The 22,558-nt window shown below is 73.9% G+C and carries 2 protein-coding genes; both read left to right on the top strand.

Features of this window, described 5'->3' with window-relative positions:
* The first annotated feature begins 7 nt into the window (after positions 1-7).
* Positions 8-1,978, top strand: coding sequence for an asparagine synthase (glutamine-hydrolyzing) (gene asnB, locus E1161_RS04395; protein WP_132619832.1), 1,971 nt, complete (start codon positions 8-10; stop codon positions 1,976-1,978).
* Positions 1,975-22,533 (top strand): SDR family NAD(P)-dependent oxidoreductase, encoded by a 20,559-nt coding sequence (locus tag E1161_RS04390; RefSeq protein ID WP_132619830.1) that lies wholly within the window; start codon positions 1,975-1,977, stop codon positions 22,531-22,533. The genes asnB and E1161_RS04390 overlap by 4 nt, the downstream gene beginning before the upstream one ends.
* The last annotated feature ends 25 nt before the right edge of the window (positions 22,534-22,558 follow it).

The following is a 22,558-nucleotide window of genomic DNA, read 5'->3' as shown; positions in this document are numbered from 1 at the left end:
GGCCAGCATGTGCGGAATAACGGGGTTCGCCGCTCCGGCGCTGACCGGGCGGGCCGAAGAGGTGCTGACCTCGATGCTCGCGTTGATCCACCACCGCGGACCGGACGAAGCCGGGTACTACGTCGACGACGGGGTGGCGATGGGCACCGCCCGGCTGTCCATCGTGGACATCGACAGCGGCTCTCAGCCGATCGCCGATCCCTCCGAGCGGTTCTGGATCTGCTTCAACGGTGAGCTGTACAACCACGTCGAGCTGCGCGCGGAGCTGGCCGCGCTGGGCCGGCCGTTCCGCACCCGCTCGGACACCGAGGTCGTGCTGCAGGCCTGGATCCAATGGGGCCCGGACTGCCTGCGGCGGTTCAACGGGGCCTTCGCGTTCGCGGTCCGCGATGCTGAGTCGGATGAGCTGTTCCTGGCCCGCGACCGCTTCGGCAAGCGGCCCCTGTTCTACGCCGATCGGTCCGGGGAGTTGCTGTTCGCCTCGGAGCTCAAGGCGTTCCGTGCGGTGCCGGGATTCCGCTACGAGCTGGACGGGCGCGAACTGGCCTCCACCTTCGCGACCTGGACGCCGCTGCCGGACCGGTCGGTGTTCCAGGGCGTGCGGCAGCTGCCGATGGGCGCCTACATGGTGGTGCGGGGCGATCGCCGCGAGGTGCGCACCTACGAGCCGCTGGCGGTGGGCGCGCTGCCGTTCGAGGGCAGTGCGGACGAGGCGGTCGAGCTGGTGCGGGAAAGCCTGCACCGCGCCGTGGAACTGCGGCTGCGCAGCGACGTGGAGGTCGGGGTCTACCTCAGCGGGGGCCTGGATTCCTCGATCGTCACCCAGCTCGCGACCCGGCTCTCGCCGCACCAGGTGCGCACCTTCTCGGTGTCGTTCGAGGACGCCGAGTTCGACGAGTCCCTCCACCAGGAGCTCGTCGCCGATCACCTCGGCACCCGGCACTCCGCGCTGAAGATCACCGGCGGGGACATCGCCGCGCACTTCCCGGACGCGGTCGAGCACGCCGAAGCGCCCGCGTTCCGCACGGCCTTCGTGCCGATGTTCCTGCTGTCCCGGCACGTCCGGGACGCCGGCATCAAGACGATCCTGAGCGGGGAGGGCGCCGACGAGGCCTTCCTCGGCTATTCGCTGTTCCGCGAGACCACGCTGCGCGCGGAGTGGGGCGAGCTGTCCGAGCAGCAGTGCCTCGACCGCCTGGCCGGGCTCAACCCGGAATTGGCGCATTTCGGCTCCGCGCACCGCAAGCACCTGCTGGGGCTGTTCGAGCAGTTCGCCACCGAGCGGATGCCCGGCCTGTTCTCGCACGAGATGCGGTTCCAGAACGGCCGATTCGCCACCCGGCTGCTCAAGGACCGGGCCGACCCGTTCGCCGATCTGCTCTCGCTGGTGCGAGACACCCCCGGCTACGCGGCTCTGTCGGCGACGCAGAAGGCCCAGTGGCTGGAGTACAAGACCCTCCTGGCCGGATACCTGCTGTCCACTCAGGGAGAGCGGATGGGCCTGGCGCACGCTGTGGAGAACCGCTGCCCCTTCCTGGACCCGGACGTGGTGCGCGCGGCGCGCGCGGTGAACCTGCGTTTCGACGACGGATCCGAGGAGAAGCGGGTGCTCAAGGACGCGTTCCGCGCCGTGCTGCCGGATCGCAGCGTCACCCGTCCCAAGCAGCCGTACCGCGCCCCTGGCAGCGCCGCGTTCAAGGAGCAGCGCCCGGGCTACCTGGAGCTGCTGCTGTCCGAGAGCGAGCTCAGCCGGATCGAACCGATCGATCCGGTCTTCGCCCGCAAGCTGGTCAACAAGATCATGGCGACCCCGGCGTCGGAGATCAGCACCAAGGAGGACCAGGCGTTCGTCCTCCTGCTCTCGACCGCCGTCCTGCACCACCGCTTCGTGCAGGGCGCCGCAGTGCCCGACGTCGCCCTCAACCTGCGCGCCACCGTTGACCGGCGGGGCCGCGCCCGCCTGGGAGGAACCCGATGAGCACCGAGCACTCCGGCGACATCGCGATCACCGGCCTGGCACTGCGCTTCCCCGGCGCGGACACCCTGGAGGAGCTGTACGGCCACCTGACCGCCGGCCGCTCGCTCATCCGCGAGGTGCCCACCCGGCGGTGGTCCAAGGAGCGCTGGTTCGGCGACGCGCGTCGCGGCGCCGAGAAGACCAGCAGCATCTGGGGCGGGTTCCTGGAGGGCGCGGACCGCTTCGACGCCGACTTCTTCGCCATCTCCCCGCGCGAAGCGGAATCCATGGACCCGCAGCAGCGCTTCGCCCTGGAGCTGTCCTGGCAGGCCGTCGAGGACGCCGGGTACCGCGCCGCGGAACTGGCGGGCACCCGCACCGGCGTGTTCATGGGCGTGTGCCACCAGGACTACGCCGAGCTGATGGAGCGGGAGGGCGCGGCCACCGACGCCTACTTCCCGACCGGCACCGCCTACTCGATCATCGCCAACCGGGTGTCGTACTCGCTGGACCTGCAGGGGCCGAGCATCACCAACGACACCGCCTGCTCCAGCTCGCTGGTGTCGGTCTACGAGGCGGTCTCGGCGCTGGAGCGCGGGGAGTGCGAGCAGGCGCTGGCCGGGGGCGTGAACCTGTGTTGGTCGCCGAAGCACTTCGTGGCCTTCAGCCAGGCGAGCATGCTGTCCCGCACCGGCCGCAGCAAGGCCTTCGACCAGGACGCCGACGGCTACGTCCGCGGCGAGGGCGGCGCGGTGCTGCTGCTGAAGCCGCTGGAGCGGGCGGTCGCCGACGGGGACCCGGTGCACGCGGTGATCAAGGGCGTGGCGACCAACCACGGAGGCCGCACCAGCTCGCTGACCGTCACGAATCCGTCCGCGCAGAGCGAGCTGATCGAGGGTCTGTACACGCGGGCGGGCATCCGCCCGGACAGCGTCAGCTATGTCGAGGCGCACGGGCCGGGCACCCAGGTCGGGGATCCGATCGAGGTGGTGGCGCTCAAGCGCGCGTTCGCCGCGCTGCACGCGCGTCACGGCACCGAGCCGCGCCCCGGCAGCACCGGGATCGGGTCGATCAAGACGAACATCGGGCACCTCGAGGGTGCGGCGGGCGTGGCCGGAATGGTCAAGGTGATCGTCGCGATGACCGGGCGCACGCTGCCCGCGACCGTGCACTTCGAGAAGCAGAACCCGATGATCCGGCTGGACGGCAGCCCGTTCTTCATCGTCGCCGGTACCCAGGAGTGGCCCGATGCCCCGGCGCCACGGCGCGCGGGCGTGAGCTCGTTCGGGTTCGGCGGGACGAACGCGCACGTGGTGCTCGAAGAGCACCCCGACAGCCGCGAGGGCGAGCCGATCCCCGGGCCGCACCTGGTGCCGCTGTCGGCGAAGAACCCCGAGCGGCTGCGCGCGGTCGCGCACCGGCTGGCCGAGCACCTTCGCGGCCCGGCCGCGGAGGCCGCGGCGCTGCGCGCACCGCAGGAACTGGCCGACGTCGCCCACACCCTGCAGGTCGGCCGGGAGCAGATGGCCGCGCGGGCGGCGTTCGTGGTGGACGGGACCGCGGAGCTGATCGCTGCGCTGGAGGAGTTCGCCTCCGGCGACGCGGCGGACGTGGCCGTGCGCGGCGACGCCGCAGCACCCGAGCTGCGGGCCGCCGCCGAGCTCTGGGTCGGTGGCGACGACGTCGACTGGTCCGCGCTGCGCGGCGACGGGCCGCGCCCGCGCCGGGTGCGGCTGCCGGGCTACCCGTTCGACCGGCAGCGGTACTGGTTCCGGGTGCCCGAACGGAACCCGGAGACCGGCGGTGCGCTGCACCCGCTGCTGCACCGCAACACCTCGGACCTCGCCGAGCAGCGCTACACCTCCGCGTTCACCGGCGCCGAGCCGTTCCTGGCCGCCCACCAGGTACGCGGCAAGCGCGTGCTGCCCGCGGTGGCCCACCTGGAGATGGTGCGCGCCGCCGCCGAGCGGGCGTTCGTCGAGGCGTCGACCGGGGTGCCGGTCGTGCGCGGCGCGACCTGGCTGCGGCCGGTCGTGGCCGGTGACGAGCCCGTCGAGGTGCACCTGGCGCTCGTGCCGGGGGAGATCGGCACCTCCTTCGAGGTGTACGCGGGCGGGCGGGACGACGCGGTGGTGCACGCCCGCGGTTCCGTCGAGATCGCACCGACCGACCGGCCCGAACCGGTGGACCTGGAGCGGCTGCGCGCGGCGTGCCCCGAGCGGCGCGACATCGACGAGGTCTACGCGGAGTTCCAGGAGCAGGGGCTGGAATACGGCTCGGCGATGCGCGGGTTGCGCGAGATCTTCTCGGGCCGGCGGGAACTGCTGGCGCGGATCGAACCGACCGCCGATTCCGGCGACGGTGTCGTGCTGGAGCCCGCCGTCCTCGATGCGGCCTTCCAGGCGTCCGTGGCCCTGCTCGACGCCGACGGTGCGGACCCGGCCGGCGGCCCGGCCATGCCGTTCGCGCTGGAGAGCCTGGAGGTGTTCGAGCCGTGCACCGCGGAGACCTGGGCGTGGGTGCGGTACCAGGAGGACGTGCCGGACACCTTCGACATCGACCTCTGCGACGCCGAGGGCGCGGTGCGCGCCCGGCTTCGGGGTCTGGTGCAGCGGCGCGATCGGTCGCGCGCGTTGGTCACCGCCACGACCGGCTGGGTGGAAGCCCCGGCGCAGGCCGAATCCCCGGAGGCCGGGACGGCCGAGGTGCACGCCTTCTACGCCGGCCGGTCCCTGCCCGACGGTCTCGCGGCGACCCACCTACCGCTGATCACTCCCGACAGCGCCGGGGAAGGCGTCGAGCACACCGCGCACCTCATGCTCGAACGACTCCAGGAGGTGCTGCGCAGCGCCCCCAACCGCCCGCACCGGTTCGTCGTGCTCGTCGACGACCGGCTCCCGCGGCACTTCCACGCCCCGCTGACCGGCCTGTTCCGCACCGTCGCGCTGGAGAACCCGCTGGTGTCCGGCCGCGTCGTCCGGGTCGCCGGAACCGCGCGGCTCGCGGAGGTGCTGCGCGCCGAGGCCGCGGACGCGGGCGGTGACGCCGAGGTGCACCACGCCGCCGACGGCACCCGCCGGGTGCGGCGCCCGATCGACGCCGCGCCACCTGCCGGGCCGCGCGTGCCACCGCTGCGGGACGGCGGGGTCTACTGGCTGACCGGCGGTCTCGGCGGTCTCGGGCGGCACGTGGCGCGCTACTTCGCCCGCGCGGGCGCCGTCGTGGTGCTCAGCGGGCGCTCGGCGCCGGGTGCGGCGCTGGACGAGCTGCGCGAGTCCGGCGTGGACGCCCACCACCTCGTCACCGACGTCACCGACGCCGAGGACGTGCTGCGCGCGGCGCGGGAGATCGTGCGCGAGCACGGCCGTCTCGACGGGATCGTGCACGCCGCCGGGGTGTTGGCCGACGACTACCTGCTGCGCAAGGACCTCGGCGAGGTCCGCGGCGTGCTGGCGCCGAAGGTGCGCGGAGCGCTGCACCTGGACGCGGTCTCCCGCGAGCTCGATCTGGACTTCTTCGCGCTGTTCTCCTCGGTGGCCGGGGTCTACGGCGGCACCGGGCAGGCCGACTACGCCGCGGCGAACGCCTTTCTGGACGCCTTCGCCGAGCACCGCCAGGTGCTGGTCTCCGCGGGAGAGCGGACCGGCCGCACGGTCGCGGTCAGCTGGCCGCTGTGGGCCGACGGCGGCATGACCGCCGACGAGGTGACCCAGGAGGCGTTGCGCCGCCGGCGCGGCTGGGAGCCGTTGCCCACCGAAGCGGGACTGCGCGTGCTGGGCGGACTGCTCGAGGACGGGCCGGAGCACGCGATCGTCGCCTACGGCGCGGATCCGGTGCTCGTGCCCCGCGAGAACGCCGCTCCGGCCACTTCGGACAGTCCCGTCCCGGCCGATGCGACCGGCGAGCAGTCCGCGCAGGAGCTGGCCACCGGTGCGGTAACGCTGCTCAAGAACCTGCTCGGGCAGGTGCTGCACCGCGACCCGGGCGCCATCGACGGGGCGGTCAACCTGGTCGAGTACGGGATCGACTCGCTGAGCATCCTGGACATGACCACGCGACTGGAGGACCTGTTCGGCCCGCTGTCGAAGACGCTGTTCTTCGAGCACACCACGCTCGACGGCGTCGCCGGGTACTTCGCGGCCGAGCACCCCGGCACCCTCGCCGCCGTGCTCGGCGGGACCGGCGCCGCAGGACCTGCCGGTACGGGGGGATCCGAACGCTCCGAAAGCCCGGCGGAAACCGGGGAACCGGCGAAGCGGGAGCAGCGTCCCCGGTTCGCCCGCGCCTCGGTCGCCGCTGAGCCCGCGGACGACCCGCGCGCGCGGCGCCACGACATCGCCGTCATCGGCCTGTCCGGCCGCTACCCCGGAGCCGATGACCCGGAGCTGCTGTGGACCGCGCTGGCGGAGGGCCGCCACGCCTTCACGGAGGTGCCGCGGGACAGGTGGAACCACGACGCGATCTACAGCCCGGATCGGGACGTGCTCGGCAAGAGCTCCATCCGCACCGGCACGTTCCTGGACGGCATCGACGAGTTCGACCCGCGCTACTTCCGGGTCTCCATGCGCGCCGCCGAGCAGATGTCCCCGGAGGTGCGGCTGTTCCTGCAGGCCGGGGTCCAGGCCCTGGAGGACGCCGGGTACTCCCGCGAAACGCTCCAGCGCGACTGCGACGGGGACGTCGGCGTGCTCGCCGGGACGATGAGCAACCACTACAACCTCTACGGCTTCGCCGAGAACCTGCTGCGCGGCGCCCCTGCCAGCGGCAGCTACACCGCGACCCTGCCGAACATGCTGTCCTACTTCTACGGGTTCACCGGCCCGTCGATCTTCGTGGACACGATGTGCTCGGCCGCCTCGACCTGCATCCACCAGGCGGTGCAGATGCTGCGGGCCGGTGAGACCCGGATGGTCGTGGCCGGCGGGGTGAACCTGTTGCTGCACCCGTACAACCTGATCTCCTCCTCGCAGGAGCACTTCACCACCGCCACCTCGGACATGATCCGCAGCTACGGCGTCGGCGCGGACGGCACGATCCTCGGCGAGGGCGTCGGCGCGGTCGTGCTCAAACCGCTGGCCGAGGCCGAGCGCGACGGCGACCACGTCTACGCGGTCATCAAGGGGACCGCGCTGAGCAACGCGGGCGTGCGCAACGGCTTCACGGTGCCCAACCCGCACATGCAGGCCCGCGCGATCGGCAAGGCGCTCGACGACGCGGGCGTGGACGCCCGCACGATCGGCTACGTCGAAGGCCACGGCTCCGGCACCGCGCTCGGCGACCCGATCGAGGTCAAGGCGCTGACCACGGCGTTCCGCGCGCACACCGCCGACAGCGGCTACTGCGCGCTCGGGTCGGTGAAGTCCAACGTGGGCCACCTGCTCGCAGCGGCGGGCATGGCCGGGTTCACCAAGGTTCTGCTTCAGCTGCGCGCCGGGAAGCTGGCGCCCTCGCTGCACGCCGAGCAGCTCAACCCGGACATCTCGTTCGACGGCACCCCGTTCCGGGTGCAGCACGAGCTCGCCGAGTGGGAGCCGATGACCACCACCGAGGACGGGCGCCCGGTGGTGCACCCGCGGCGGGCCGGGGTCACCTCGATCGGTGCGGGCGGGATGAACTCGCACATCATCGTCGAAGAGCACCCGGGGAGGGCCGAGCGGGAGCCGGGCGACGGCCGCGACGAGCTGTTCGTGTTCTCGGCGATGACCGAGCGGGCGCTGGTGGAGTCGCTGACCCGGTTCCGCGCGTTCCTGGCCGCGGCGTCCGAGTCCGACCTCTCGGCGATCGCGTACACGCTGCGCGTGGGCAAGAACGAGCTGCCGCGCAGGTGGGCGTTCTTAGCGGCCGACAAGGCGGCCGCGCTCACCGCCGTGGACCGCTACCTGGCCGGGGACCACGACGGGGAAGCGGCGCTGGCCGGTCAGGACGAGCGGGCCGAGACGCCTCGGGAGGTAGCGCGCATCTGGCTGGGCGGTTCGCCGGTGGACTGGAGCCGCGTCGTCGGGGCTCGGCCGCCGCGCCGGGTCTCGCTGCCGGCCTACCCGTTCGAGCGGGTGCGGTGCTGGGTTCCGCAGCACGAGGACACGCCCGGTGTGCTGGCACCGCTGGCGCTGCGGGACAAGGTCCACCCGCTGCTGGGCCGCAACGAGTCCGATTTGGACGGACTGCGCTTCGGGCTGGAGCTGCACTTCGACGACCTCCGCGACTACGCGGTCCACCGGGACGGCGTTCCCGAGCTGGTCGGGGCCTTCGCGGCCGAGCTGGCGCTGGGCGCGGCCCGGGCGGGCGGTTTCGCCGGTCCCGTCGCCGTGCGCGGGCTGCGCTCGGCCGCGGTGCCGTGGGCTCGGACCGCACGGTTGGTGACCGGGTTCGGCGGGGTGCCGGGCGGCGCAGCCTCCGGAGTGGTGTTCGCCGAGGACACCGCGGGCGAGCGCGTGGCGGTCGCCGAGTTCGACGTGCACCCGGGGGAGCCGGTTTCCGCCTCGGCCGGGCTTCCGGAGGACGTGCGCGCCGCGGCCGTCGAGGTGCTCGACCGGGAGCGGATCGCCGCCGAGCTGGCCGACGGTGAGCTCGTGCACGAACCGCTGTTCTGCGGTGTCGCGGGGGCCTGCCGGTTGCCGGACGGGCGGCTGGTGCTGGAGGTCGCCGAACCGCAGGTGCGCCGCGATCACGTGCGGCGGAACACGACGCTCGACGCGCCGGTGCTCGTGGCCATCGCGCAGGGCGTGCTGCTGGAGGCCAAGCGCGCCGGCGCTCCCCGCTGGCAGCACCGGGTCCTGGAGGTGGTCGACGAGGTTCGGGTGCGGGAAGCGCCGGAGGTCGCCCACGTCGTGCTGGAGCTGCGCGACGGGAGGGGACGCGTGCTGCTGGTCGACCGGGACGGTGTGGTGGCTGGCGAGCTCAACGGTGTGCAGTGCGGTGAAGGCGCCGCTCTCGGCGCCGCGGTGCCGAGGCCGGCGTTCGCCGCGGTGACCGCGGGACACGTCGTGCACGCCCAGGTGGAGGGGACGGAGTCCGGCACCGCTGGGCCGTCCTCCGATCAGCAGGAGAGGACACCGGACACCGCGCAGCGAGGAGCAGGGCCGGAGAACCCGGACGGCGAGCTCGGCTTCGTCGTCGGCGACCTTCGGGCGATGGCGGCCGAACTGCTCAAGTTCGAGGTCGCCGAACTCGATCCGCACACCGGGTTCGACGCCTTCGGGTTCGACTCGATCTCGCTGGTCGCCTTGGCCAAGCAGGTCCACGCGCGGTTCGGCATCGAGCTGACTCCGGCCGTGTTCTTCGACGAGTCCACCTTCGACGCGCTCGGCCGCCACCTGCTCGCGGAGTTCGGCGACCAGGTGCGCGCCGCGCGCTCGCGAACGGGCGGCAGCGGAGTCGCTACCGCGGCCGCGACGACCGGGGACGCCGGAAGCGTCCCGGAATCCACTCCGGTCGCGACCGGTCCGTCCACCGGGGACTCAGAGCGGGAGAGCTCCGGGGAAACGGCCGCCGGTGAGCCGATCGCCATCATCGGAGCCGCGGGCCGCTTCCCCGGTGCGCGGGACCTCGACGAGTTCTGGGCAAACCTGCTCGCGGGCCGGGACTCGGTCGGCTCCTTCCCCGTCGAGCGGTACGGCCCCGCCTACGCGCAGGTCGTCGCCGAGTCCGACTTCCCGAAGTACGCGGGCGCGCTGGACGACATCGACGCCTTCGACGCCGGCTTCTTCGGGATCTACCCGCGCGAAGCCGAACTCATGGACCCGCAGCACCGGCTGGCGCTGGAGACCGTCTGGCACGCCGTGGAGGACAGCGGACGCACCCCGGACGCCTTGCCGCGGAGCACCGGCCTGTTCTTCGGCGTCTCCGGCACCGACTACGCGACCCTGCTGCACGCCCACGGCGTCGCACCGGACGCGTTCACCGCCACCGGCAACGCGCACTCGATCCTGGTGAACCGGATCTCCTACCTGCTCGACATCCGCGGCCCCAGCGAGCCCGTCGACACCGCCTGCTCCAGCTCGCTGGTGGCGGTGCACCGCGCGGCCGAGGCGATTCGCGCCGGGGCCTGCGAGCTCGCCATCGCCGGCGGGGTGAACCTGCTGCTGAGCGCGGACACCTTCGTCAGCGCGCACCGGGCCGGGATGCTCAGCCCGGACGGGCGCTGCAAGACCTTCAGCGCCGCCGCCGACGGGTACGTGCGCGGCGAAGGCGTCGGCGCGATCGTGCTCAAGCCGCTGGCGGCCGCCGAGCGGGACGGCGACGCGGTGCTGGCGGTGCTGCGCGGCACCGCCGAGAACCACGGCGGCCGCGCGAACTCGCTGACCGCGCCGAACGCCGACGCGCAGGCCGAGCTGGTGCGCATCGCGCTGGCCGGACTGGACCCGGACACCGTCGGCTACGTCGAAGCGCACGGCACGGGCACCGCCCTCGGGGATCCGGTGGAGGTCCGGGCGCTGCACAGCGCGTTCGGGCGGTCCGGTGCCGGGCGCGGGCGGACCGGGCTCGGCTCGGTCAAGGCGAACATCGGGCACCTGGAGGCCGCCGCCGGTATCGCCGGGCTGATCAAGGTGCTGCTAGCGATGCGGCACGGCGTGCTGCCGGCGACCCCGATCAGCGGCGAGCTCAACCCGCACATCCGCCTCGACGGCGGCCCCTTCCGCATCGTGCGGGAGACCGAGCGCTGGGAGCCGGTCCGCGACCGGACGGCCGGCGTCGCGCCGTTGCGGGCGGGGGTGAGCAGCTTCGGCTTCGGCGGTGCCAACGCGCACGTCGTGCTGGAACAGCACGTCGCCGCCGCGCGCCCGGAACCGGGCGGGCCGGTGCTGGTTCCGCTGTCCGCGCGCACCGACGCGCAGCTGCGGGACGTGGCCCGGAACCTGTTGGCACATCTGGAGAACTCCGCGACACCGGAGTCGCTCGCGTCGCTGGCCTGGACGTTGCAGAGCGGCCGGGTCGCGCTCGACGAGCGCGTGGGCTGGGTCGTGCGCTCTCGCGCGTCGCTCATCGAGCGGCTCGGCGAGTTCCTGGACGGGGACCTCTCCGGCGGCATCCGCGGCCGGGTGCCGCGGCGCCCCGGCGGCCTGGCCGAGCGCCCCGCCGGGGCGGCCGAACAGCAGGCACTCGAAGGCGGTGACCTGACGACCGTGCTCGCCGCCTGGGCGGAGGGTGCCGTGATCGACTGGCAGGTGCTGCACGGCGAGCACGCGCCGGGGCGGGCGCACCTGCCGACCTACCCGTTCGAGCGGGAGCGCTACTGGATTCCGAGCGGAACCGGCGGCGCGGCAGGAGTAACCGGCGATGGCGGAGTCGAACCCGGTTCTGCGGCGAGGAACTTCGCCGTGGCGCAGGCTGAGACGGCTGAGCGCATCGGGGCTCCGGATCACGCGCAGTCTCCGGGACGTGCAGCGGAGTCGGGCCTCGGCACGACCTTGCTGACGCCGAGCTGGACCCCGCGGCCCGAGGCTGCGGACCGCGCTGCGCCGGCGGAACGCGTCGTGATCACCTGCGGCCAGACCGGTGCGGACCTCCAGATCGCGCGAGCGCGCCACCTGCGCGCCACGAGCGAGAAGTCCCGCGCGGACGGCCGGTTCACCGAGCTGTCCCGCCAGGTGTTCGAGGCGGTGCGCGACCTGGAGCCCGAGACCTCCGCGCTCGTGCAGGTCGTGACCTCGGCCGAGGACGCGACGGGTCCGGCGCTCGCGGCCTTGTTGCGCACCGCCGAGAAGGAGAACCCGCGGCTGACGGGGCAGGTCGTCGTCCTGCCCGCGGAGGCCACCGCCGCCGCCGTGCGCACCGCGCTCGACGAGAACACCACCAGCACCGACGACCTGGTGCTCTACCGCGACGGAGTGCGGCACGTGCGGACCTGGCACCGCGCCGACCCCGCCGCGCCGCAGAACGAACCACCGTGGCGGTCCGGAGGCGTCTACCTGATCACAGGGGGCGCGCGGGGCATCGGAGCGGCGGTGGCCCGCCACATCGCCGGCGCGGTGAGCGGGCCGACGCTCGTGCTGGTCGGTCGTTCGGCGCCCGATGCCGGGGTGTCCGAGCTCCTCGACGAGCTGCGCGCGGCGGGTACGACCGCCGAGTACCGGCAGGCCGACGTCTCCCGCTGGGAGGAGACCCGGCACCTGGTGGCGTCGGTGCTCTCCGAGGCCGGGGCGCTGCACGGAGTCGTGCACTCCGCCGGGGTCGTCCGCGACGCCGCGCTGGTGCGCAAGACCGCTGAGGACTGGGACGCGGTGCTCGCCCCGAAGGTCAGCGGCCTGGTGCACCTGGACCGGGCGACCGCGCAGCTGCCGCTGGAATTCCTGCTCGCGTTCTCCTCCGGAGCGGGGATCACCGGCAACGCCGGGCAGGCCGACTACGCCGCGGCGAACGCGTTCACCGACGCCTACGCGGCGCTGCGCGCGGCCGAGCGGCCCGGCAGGACGGCCTCGATCGCCTGGCCGCTGTGGCGCGACGGCGGCATGGCCGTGGACGCGGCCGCGCAGAAGAAGCTGTGGCACAGCAGGGGATTGGTGCCGATGGACACCACCGATGGTCTCGCCGCGCTCGAGTCCGCGTGCGCGCTCGACGCCCCGCAGGTGTGGGTGCACCACGGGGATCTCGGCCGCGCCCCGGGAGAGGTGCCGGCGCCCGCGGCGGCCGGTGACGGACTGCAGCGCGCGGTGCAGCGGAAGCTGGTCGAGCTGTTCGCCGAGACGACGAAGCTGCCAGCCGCCGGAGTCGACGCGGACCGGCAGCTGGCCACGATGGGCCTGGACTCGATCATGGTGGTGCAGTTGAACCGGGAGCTCGCCCGCGGTTTCGCCGGGCTGCCCACGACGCTGTTCTACGAGTTCCCCGCGCTGAGCGAGCTCGCCGCGCACCTCGCGGGCGAGCGCACCGCGGAAGCGGCCGCCTGGACCGGCCACGGCCCGGCCTCCGCGGCGCGCTCGGTCGAGCGCCGGCCGCGGACGGCCCCGGCGACCGCCTCCGAGCGGCCCGCCGAGGAGACCCCCGCCGAAGAGACCCTCGCCGAAGAGACCTCAGCCGACGAGCCGATCGCGATCATCGGGCTCAGCGGACGCTACCCGCGGGCGCGGAACCTCCCCGAGTTCTGGGACAACCTCCGCTCCGGGCGCACCTGCACCGGCGAGGTGCCCGCCGACCGCTGGCCCCTGGAGGGCTTCTACGAGCCCGACCGGAAGACCGCGATCGCGACCGGCCGCAGCTACAGCAAGTGGGGCGGTTTCCTGGACGGTTTCGCCGAGTTCGACCCGCGGTTCTTCCGGATCGCCCCGCGCGACGCCTACGCCATGGACCCGCAGGAGCGGTTGTTCGTGCAGGCGGCCTGGGAGGTGCTGGAGGACGCCGGCTACACGCGGGAACTGCTGGCCGAGCGGCATTCCCGCAACGTCGGGGTGTTCGCCGGGGTGACCAAGTCCGGCCACGCCCGGCACGGCGCGGGCCTGCTGCCCTCCGGTGAAGCGGTGGTGCCGGGGCTGTCGTTCGCGTCGCTGAGCGCGCGCACCTCGCACGTGCTGGACCTGCGCGGGCCCAGCATCACGCTGGACACGATGTGCTCGGCGTCGCTGACCGCGGTGCACGAGGCGTGCGAGCACCTGCGCCGCGGCAGCTGCGAGGTCGCCATCGCCGGTGGTGCGAACGTTTACGCGCACCCGCTGGACTACGTCGAGCTGTGCCGCTCGCAGATGCTGTCCGCGGGCCCGGAGTGCCGCAGCTTCGGCGCCGGGGCCGACGGATTCGTGCCCGGCGAGGGCGTCGGTGCGGTGCTGCTCAAACCGCTGTCGCGCGCGCTGGCCGACGGCGACCGGGTCGAGGCGGTCATCCGCGGCAGCAGCGCCAACCACGGCGGTGGCGTCAACGGCTACACCGTGCCCAACCCGGCCGCGCAGGCCGATCTGGTGCGCGCCGCGTTGGCGCGGGCCGGGATCTCGGCGCGCGACGTCGGGTGCGTCGAGGCGCACGGCACCGGCACCGAACTCGGCGACCCGATCGAGATCGCCGGGCTGACCAAGGCGTTCGGCGCGGACACCGACGATTTCGGGTTCTGCGCGCTGAGCTCGGTGAAGTCGGGTATCGGGCACTTGGAGGCCGCGGCGGGCATCGCCGGGCTGACCAAGGCGGTGCTGCAGCTGCGGCACCGGACGCTGGCGCCGAGCCTGCACGCGGACGAGCCCAACCCCGGGATCGCCTTCGAGCGGACCCCGTTCTTCCTGCAGCGCGAGGCGCAGGAGTGGCGTTCCGACCGGCCGCGCATCGCCGCAGTGTCCTCGTTCGGCGCTGGCGGCTCCAATGCGCACGTGATCGTCGCCGAGCACGTGCCCGAGCCCGAGCCGGCGGCCGGCCCGGGCGAGCAGCTGGTGGTGCTGTCCGCGCGGACCGCGGAGGAGCTGCGCCGCGTGGCCGGACGTCTGCTGTCCTGCTTGGACGGATCGGAACCGGATCTGGCCGCGTTGGCGCACACGTTGCGCACCGGACGCGAGGCGATGGCCGAACGCCTGGCCGTGGTGGTCTCCTCGACGGAGCAGCTGCGGCGGGTGCTGGGCGCGGTCGCCGAGGGTGCTGACGCCGCGGGAGTGCACCGGGGCACGGCGGACCGCCCGCAGGGCGCGCTCGCGGTGATCTCGGCCGATCCCGAGCTGCGCGAGCAGCTGGTGCGCCGCTGGGCCGCGATCGGGGAGCTGGACAAGCTCGCCGCGCTGTGGGTCGACGGGGTGCGGCTGGACTGGCGGGCCCTCGACGGGAGCGGGACCCGCCTGCCGCGGCCGATCTCGCTGCCGACCTACCCGTTCTCCCGGGAGCGCTACTGGATCGGGGACCTGCCCCCGGCCGCGGTTCCCGAAGCCGACCCGGGCCGTGCTTCGGTGGCCGCAGCTGTCTCGAGCACCGCGCCAGCTGCCACTGCGGACGCCCGGAGCATCGCGGATTCCGGGAGCACTGCGGACGCATCGGTGCGGCCTGCGGACGACGCGCCGCCCCGACTGGAGGTGGTGGTTCCGCGGCTGGTGCGGGAGAAGCTCGCCGGGGCGCTGGCGATGCGCCCGGACGAGATCGACGGTGAGCACGCCTTCGCCGACTACGGCCTGGACTCGATCCTCGGGGTCCGCGTGGTGCACGAGCTCAACGACGCGCTGTCGCTGGAGCTGTCCACCAACGCGCTCTACGACTTCAGCTCCGCCGACCGGTTGGTCGAGCACCTGCTGACCGAGCACGCGGCGGACATCCGGCTCACCGAGCCCGCAGAGCCGACCGTGGAGCTGCCCTCGGGAGCTGATCCGGGTCTGGACGGTGATCGGGCCACGGAGACCGGTTCGGCCGATGCTCCGGACCCGAGCAACCGCCCGGCTCCGGACGGGGACCCGGCAACGCGGACCGCTCCGGCGACCGGATTCGCCCCGGCCGAACCGCTTTCGGCCCGACAGCGCGACGGATCCACATCGGACACCGAGCTGCGGAGCACCCCGGCTCCGGGCGGTGACCGGGAACCGATCGCCGTCGTCGGGATGAGCGGCCGGTTCGCCGGCTCCGCCGACCTCGACGAGCTCTGGGAGCACCTCGCCGCCGCGCACGACCTGGTCACCCCGGTGACCCGCTGGGACCTCGGCCGAACCGGCGAGCAGGACTCCCCGCGCTGCGAGCACGGCAGCTTCGTGGACGGCATCGACGAGTTCGACCCGCTGTTCTTCACCATCTCCGGCGTCGAGGCCGCCGTCATGGACCCGCAGCAGCGCCTGCTGCTGGAGGAGTCCTGGAAGGCCCTGGAGGACGCCGGTTACGCCGGGACGATGGGCCGCCGCCGCTGCGGGGTGTACGTGGGGGCGTGGGCCGGGGACTACCAGGACCTGCTCGCCGAGGAGAGCCCGGCGCAGACCCTGTGGGGCAACATGACCTCGGTCATCCCGAGCCGGGTGTCGTACTTCCTGGACCTGCGAGGACCGGCGATCGCGGTGGACACCTCGTGCTCCAGCTCGCTGGTGGCGATCGACCTGGCCTGCAAGGACCTGCGCGCCGGCGAGACGTCGATGGCCCTGGCAGGCGGGGTGTTCCTGCAGTCGACGCCGCGGCTGTACCGGCTGGCCGGGCGCGCCGGGATGCTCTCGCCGACCGGGCGCTGCCGCACCTTCGACCACGGCGCGGACGGTTTCGTGCCGGGCGAGGGCGTCGGGGTGCTGGTGCTCAAGCGGCTGTCCGAGGCGCTGGCGGACGGTGACCACGTGCACGGGGTGATCCGCGGTTCCGGTGTCGGCCAGGACGGCGCGACCAACGGCATCACGGCCCCGAGCTCGGTGTCCCAGGAGCGCCTGCTGCGCGAGGTCCACGAGGAGTCCGGAGTGGACGTCGAGCGCATCGGCGTCGTGGAGGCCCACGGCACAGGTACCGCGCTCGGCGATCCGATCGAGTTCCAGGCCTTGCAGCGGGCCTTCCGCGCCCGGACTGACCGGTCCGAGTACTGCGCGGTGGGCTCGATCAAGAGCAGCATCGGGCACGCGCAGTTCGCCGCGGGCGTGGCGGGCGTGTTCAAGGTGCTGCTCTCGATGCGGCACGAGCAGATCCCCGCCGCGCTGCACTTCGAGCGGGCGAACCCGGCGATCGAGCTGGACGGCAGCCCGTTCTACGTGAGCACCCGGACGCACAAGTGGGAGGCGTCGGAGGCGGGCCCGCGCTGCGGCGCGGTGAGCTCGTTCGGCGCGAGCGGCACCAACGCGCACGTCGTGCTGGAGGAAGCACCTCCGCCGCGCCGGGCGGCCGCGCCGCAGCGCGCGGCTCACCTGGTCGTGCTGTCGGCCCGGTCGCGCGAGCAGCTCGCCGAGCTGGTGGCGCGGCTGGCGGCGCACTGCCGCCGCGAACCCGCGGTGGACTGCGGGGACCTGGCGCACACGCTGCTGGCCGGGCGCGCGCACTTCGAGCACCGCTTCGCCTGCGTCGCGGGCGATGTCGCGGAGCTGATCGAGGTACTCGACGGCGGGCTCGACTCCCCGCGCGCCCGCACCGGCCGGAAGCAAACCGGCGCGGGTCGCGTGGCGGACGCGGCCGAGCAGCTGCGCCGCTGCCGGGAGGCGGAAGGCGCCGCGCTGCGCGCTGAGCTCGACGCGCTGGCCGAGCACTACGTCGCCGGGGCCGCGCTGGATCCCGCCGCGCTCTTCCCGGCGGGCGCGCACCTGCGCGTGCCGCTGCCGACCTACCCGTTCGCCCGCGAGCGGTACTGGCCGGAACCCCGGGCTGAGCGCGGTGGTCGGGAAACCCGCCTCACCGCAGGGGAATCGCAGGGCACCGAGTTCGTGGTGACCGGTGCGGAGCCCCACGTCCGCGACCACCGGGTGCACGGCAGGAGCGTGCTGCCCGGGGTGGCCTACCTGGAACAGGCGCGGCAGGCCGGTGAGCGCGCCCTCGGCGCCGAGCCGGTGCTGCGCGACGTCACCTGGGTGCGGCCGCTGGCCGTCGAGGACGGGCCGGTGTCCGCGGAGGTCCGCGTCGAGCCGGCCGGTGCCGGGTTCACCTTCGAGATCTCCGCCGAGTCCGGCGGTGAGCACGCGGTGCGCTGCGCAGGACGTCTCACCCGCGGCACCGGCGCGGCACCGGAGCCGGTCGACCTGGCGGCGCTGCGCGCTGAGTGCACGACCCCGGTCTCCGCCGAGCGGATCCGGGAGGCCCTCGCTGCGATGGGCATCGAGCACGGACCGGCGCTGCGGGCCGTCGCCCTCGCGCACGTCGGCCGCGGCGTCGTGCTCGCTGAGCTGCGCGCCCCGGGGGAGCGCACGCGCGCGGTGCTCGACCCGGCGCTGCTCGACTCGGCGATCCAGGCCTCGATCGCGCTGCAGCTCGCCGAGGGCGACGCGGCGACCACGACCGCGGTGCCGTTCGCGCTGGAGTGCCTGGAGCGGTTCGGCCCGTGCGAGGAGCGGATGTGGGCGGTGGTCCGGGCTTCCGGCGAACCCGGCCCGCTGAGCAGGCTCGACGTCGACCTGGTCGACACCGCAGGCGCCGTGCGCGTGCGGATGTCCGGCTACACCTCCCGTCGCGCCCCCGCCCCGGAGTCGCCGGCCCTGGAACCGGAAGTCCCGGAGCAGTCGGTGCCGGCGTTGTTCGAGCCGGTGTGGGAACCGGTCCGGGAGGGCGAGTTCGGCACGCCGGTGCCCGCCGCCGCGGACCGCGTCCTCGTCGTCGGCGGCACCGACCGGCAGCGCGCGGCGGTGGCCGCCGCGCACCCGGCGGCGCTGGGCTGGAACCTCCCGAGCACGGCCGCGGTCGATGACGTCGCCGACGCGCTGGCGGCCATCGGACCGATCGACCACCTGATCTGGCTCGCCCCCGAGGCACCGCTGCCGCCGACCGGTGCGGCCGCGCTCACCGGCGCCCAGGAGACCGGCGTCCTCGCCGCCTTCAGGATGTTCAAGGCGCTGCTGCTGGCCGGTTTCGACAGCCGTGATCTGGGCATCACGCTGCTCACCCGGCGCGCGGTTCCGACCTGTCCGGATGACCCGGTCGAGCCCGCCCACGCCGGGCTGCACGGGCTGTTCGGCTCGGCGGCCCGCGAGTACCCGCACTGGCAGGTGCGCCGCGCCGACGTCGACGGAGACGAGTGGCCCGCGGACCTGACCGCCCTGCCGGGAAGCCCCGACGACGTGTGGGTCCGCCGCAACGGCCAGTGGCTGCGGCGCAGGCTCGTTCCCGCCGAATCAGCGGCGGCACCTGCCGAGACCTACCGCCGCGACAGCGTGTTCGTGGTGATCGGCGGTGCCGGCGGCCTCGGCGCGGAGTGGACCCGGCACGTCGTCGAGCACTACGGGGCGACCGTGGTCTGGATCGGCCGCCGGGAGCGGGACGAGGAGATCGAGCGGAAGCTGGCGAGCATCCCCGGCGAGGTGCACTACCTCACCGCCGACGCCACCGATCCGGCGGCGCTGCGCTCGGCCCGCGAGGAGATCATCGCCCGCTGCGGCCCGATCCGCGGCCTCGTGCAGGCGGCGCTGGTGCTGCGGGACCAGAGCCTCGCGCGGATGAGCGAGCGGGACTTCCGCGCCGGGCTGGCGGCGAAGGTGGACGCCGGCGCCGTCGCGGCCGAGGTCTTCGCCGACGACCCGCTGGACTTCGCGCTGTTCTTCTCCTCGCTGCAGTCGTTCACGACCGCGGCCGGGCAGAGCAACTACGCGGCCGGGTGCCTGTTCGCCGACTCCTACGCGCACCACCTCGCGCAGCACTGGAGCTGCCCGGTGAAGGTGGTGCACTGGGGCTGGTGGGGCAGCGTCGGCAGCGTCTCCGCGGAGTTCTTCGCGCGCCGGATGCGCGGGTGGGGCCTGCGCTCGATCGAGCCCGCCGAGGGCATGGCCGCGCTCGACGAGCTGTTCGCCGCACCGCAACGGCAGCTGAGCTACATCGGGACCACCGGACCGGACGCGCTCGGCGTCGTCGATCCCGGCACCCGCAGCACCGCCTACGCCCGCACGAGCGAGCGCGTGGACCCGGACCTGCTCCGCTCGCGCGGGGCGCTCGGCGACGGCCCGCTGCTGGAGGCCCTCGCGCAGTGGCGCAGCACCGAGCGCGACCCGCTGCTGGCGCGGGTGCTCCGGGCGCACCTGGCGGAGCTCGGCATCACCGAGTCCGCCGCGGACGCCGACGTGATCGCTCTGCGCGACCGCGCCGGGATCCGGGAGCAGTACACGAGCTGGCTGGAGCACGCCCTGCGCGCCGCCCCGGACTCGGCGGAGCCGCTGGAGGAGGTCACCCGCGAATGGCAGCGGAGGGCCGCCGAATGGGCGCAGGACCCGGACAAGGCCGCCGAGGTCCGTCTCGTCAGCGCCACGATCGCCGAGCTGCCCGCGATCCTGACCGGCCGCACCCCGGCCACCGACGTGCTGTTCCCGCGCGGCTCGGTGGAGCTGGTGGAGGGCTGCTACCGGGACAACCGGCTCGCCGACGCGTTCAACCGGGCGCTGCGCGACGCCGCGGTCGCCGTCGTCGCCGAGCGGATTCGGCGGGAACCGGGGGCGCGGCTGCGCATCCTCGAAATCGGCGCCGGAACCGGCGGCACCAGCGCGGGGATGTTCACTGCGCTGCGGCCCTACCAGGGCAGCATCGAGACCTACACCTACACGGACCTGTCCAAGGCGTTCCTCAACCACGCCCGCACCGCGTACGGGCCCGACGTGCCGTACCTGGAATGCACGTTGTTCGACGCCGAGCGGCCGCTGGCCGGCCAGGACATCGAGCCCGGCGGCTACGACCTGGTGATCGCCGCCAACGTGCTGCACGCCACGCGGGACACCCGCAACACCCTGCGCAACGCGAAAGCCGCGCTGCGCGACGGCGGGTGGCTGCTGCTCAACGAGCTGGCCGCGTTCGACGTGTTCACCCACCTGACCTTCGGCCTGCTGGAGGGCTGGTGGCTGTTCGAGGACACCGCGCTGCGGGTGCCGGGTTCGCCGGCGCTGTCCCCGGAGAGCTGGCGCGGCGTCCTGGCGGGGGAGGGGTTCTCCGCGGTGATGCAGGTGCTGCCGGAGGCTCTCGCGCTGGGGCAGCAGATCATCGCCGCGGAAAGCGACGGGATCGCGCGCCAGCGGCTCGTCGAGGGCGAGGAACCGCCCGCGGCACCGCCGCGGCCCGCGCACGGCGGGAGCCCCCCGGTCGCGGCCGAACCCGGTCCGGCGGCGACCCCGCTCGGCGGGAACGCCCCGGCCGGACCGCTCAACGGGGCCGCGCACACCGACCGCGCCTCGCTCCGGTCCGCGCCGATGAGCGGAACCCGGCTCCACCACGCGGAAAACGCCGGTGAGCCGGGCGATCCGGCCAGGACGCCGTCGCGGACTTCGCTCAACGGCGCGCAGAACTCGACGCGCGTGGCAGGCACCGGTACAGCTGAGCCCTCCGGTGACCTGGTCCACCGTCTCCGGGAAGGCGCCGCCGAGGTCCTCCACCTCCCGGTGGACCGGATCGACCCGGCCGTGCCGCTGGTGGAGTACGGCCTGGATTCGATCCTGGTGCTGCAACTGGTCAACGCGCTGCGCGAGGACCTGCCGGAGATCTCGCCCGCGATGGTCTTCGACGCCGGGTCGATCGACGGGCTCGCCGCCCTCGCCCGCCCGAGCGGGCCGGAGCTCGACCAGCCGCGCACGGCGGCGGCACCCGACCTGGCCGAGAGGATCCGGCAGCAGGCCGCGGCCGTGCTGGGCGTTCCCGCCGACCGGATCGACCCGGCCGCGCCGCTGGTGGAGTACGGCCTGGATTCGATCCTGGTGCTGCAACTGGTCAACGCGCTGCGCGAGGACCTGCCGGAGATCTCGCCCGCGGTGATCTTCGACGCGGGCAGCGTCGACGGCCTGCGCGCCCGCTGCGGGCCGCGGCAGCGATGGGACCTGTCCGGCAGCCAGCGGCTCGTCCACCGCGACCACGTGCGCTGGGGCAGGTCGAGCACCTACAACCTCCCCCTGCTGTTCGAAATCCGCGGTGAGCTCGACGAAGCAGCGCTGGAACGGGCCGTGCGCGAGCAGGCCCGGCTGCACCCGGTGCTCACCGCCGCGGTCGTCGAGCAGGACGGCGCGCCGCAGCTCGAGCTCGACCCGTCCCGGACGCCCTCGTTCGAGCGGATCGAGCTGCGCGCCGGCACCCGGGACGAGCAGCTGGCCGCGCTGCGCGACCTCGTGGCCGAGGAGTTCGACCTGGCCACCGGGCCGCTGGTGCGGGCACACCTGGTCGGGCTGCCCGACCGGCGGCTGCTGCTGATCACCGCGCACCACCTGCTGCTCGACGGCACGTCGACCGCGCTGCTCGTGCGCAGCTTGCAGGACGCCTACCGCGGCTCCGCGATACCACCGCGGGCCACGTTCGGCGACTTCACCGCGTGGGAGCGGAACCTGCTGACCGGCCCGGGAGCCCGCGGGCACCGGGAGTACTGGCTGCGCGAACTGGACGGCGCGCCCTCGTACCTCGCGCTGCCCCACGACCGACGGCCCGAGCCGGACCGGATGCCCCGGATCCGGGTCCTGACCCGGGACGTGCCCGCGCAGCAGGGCGAAGCGCTCGCGGCGTGGGCCGCGCGGCACCGGGCAGGCCTGGCCACCGCGCTGTTCGCCACCTGGGTGGCCTTCCTCGGGAAGGTGACCGGCCAGCGCGACCTCGTCGCGGGGATGACCGCGGCGGCCCGCCCCGAGGAGCGGTTCCAGGACGTCGTCGGCCAGTTCGCCACGCGGTTGCCGATCCGTTGCACGACCACTGGCGATCTCGGGGCGGTGCTGGAGTCGTTGCGGGACAAGGTGCTCGCCGGGATCGAGCACAGCGCCTACCCGCTGCCGGAGATCGCCCGCGCGCTGGGGCGGGAGGACGAGCCGCTGGCGCGGACGAACTTCCTGTTCCAGAACTTCGCCGGAGCCGACCTGCTCACCGGCGAGGTGGCGGGGGAGCCGCAGATGCACCCCTTCGCCGACCTGCCCTACACCGGGGAGCACGCGCTCGCCGCGGAGGTCTACCGCAGCGGCGCCGGCCTCAAGATCTTCATCAAGTACGACGCGAACCTCTTCGACGACGCCACCGCGCAGCGGCTGGCCGACGAGTGGTTCTCCTTGCTGCGCGCCGAACCCGGCGCGCTCGAACTGTGATCCCCGAACCCGGATTGGAACAGCG

Origin of the sequence: Saccharopolyspora aridisoli, from assembly GCF_004348445.1 — a bacterium.
GTDB classification, from domain to species: domain Bacteria; phylum Actinomycetota; class Actinomycetes; order Mycobacteriales; family Pseudonocardiaceae; genus Saccharopolyspora; species Saccharopolyspora aridisoli.
This window is presented reverse-complemented; position numbering and strand designations above follow the sequence as displayed.

Excerpts from the sequence above, each read along its gene's own strand:
- asnB (WP_132619832.1), top strand. The coding sequence starts at position 8 with ATGTGCGGAATAACGGGGTTCGCCGCTCCGGCGCTGACCGGGCGGGCC.
- E1161_RS04390 (WP_132619830.1), top strand. The coding sequence starts at position 1,975 with ATGAGCACCGAGCACTCCGGCGACATCGCGATCACCGGCCTGGCACTG.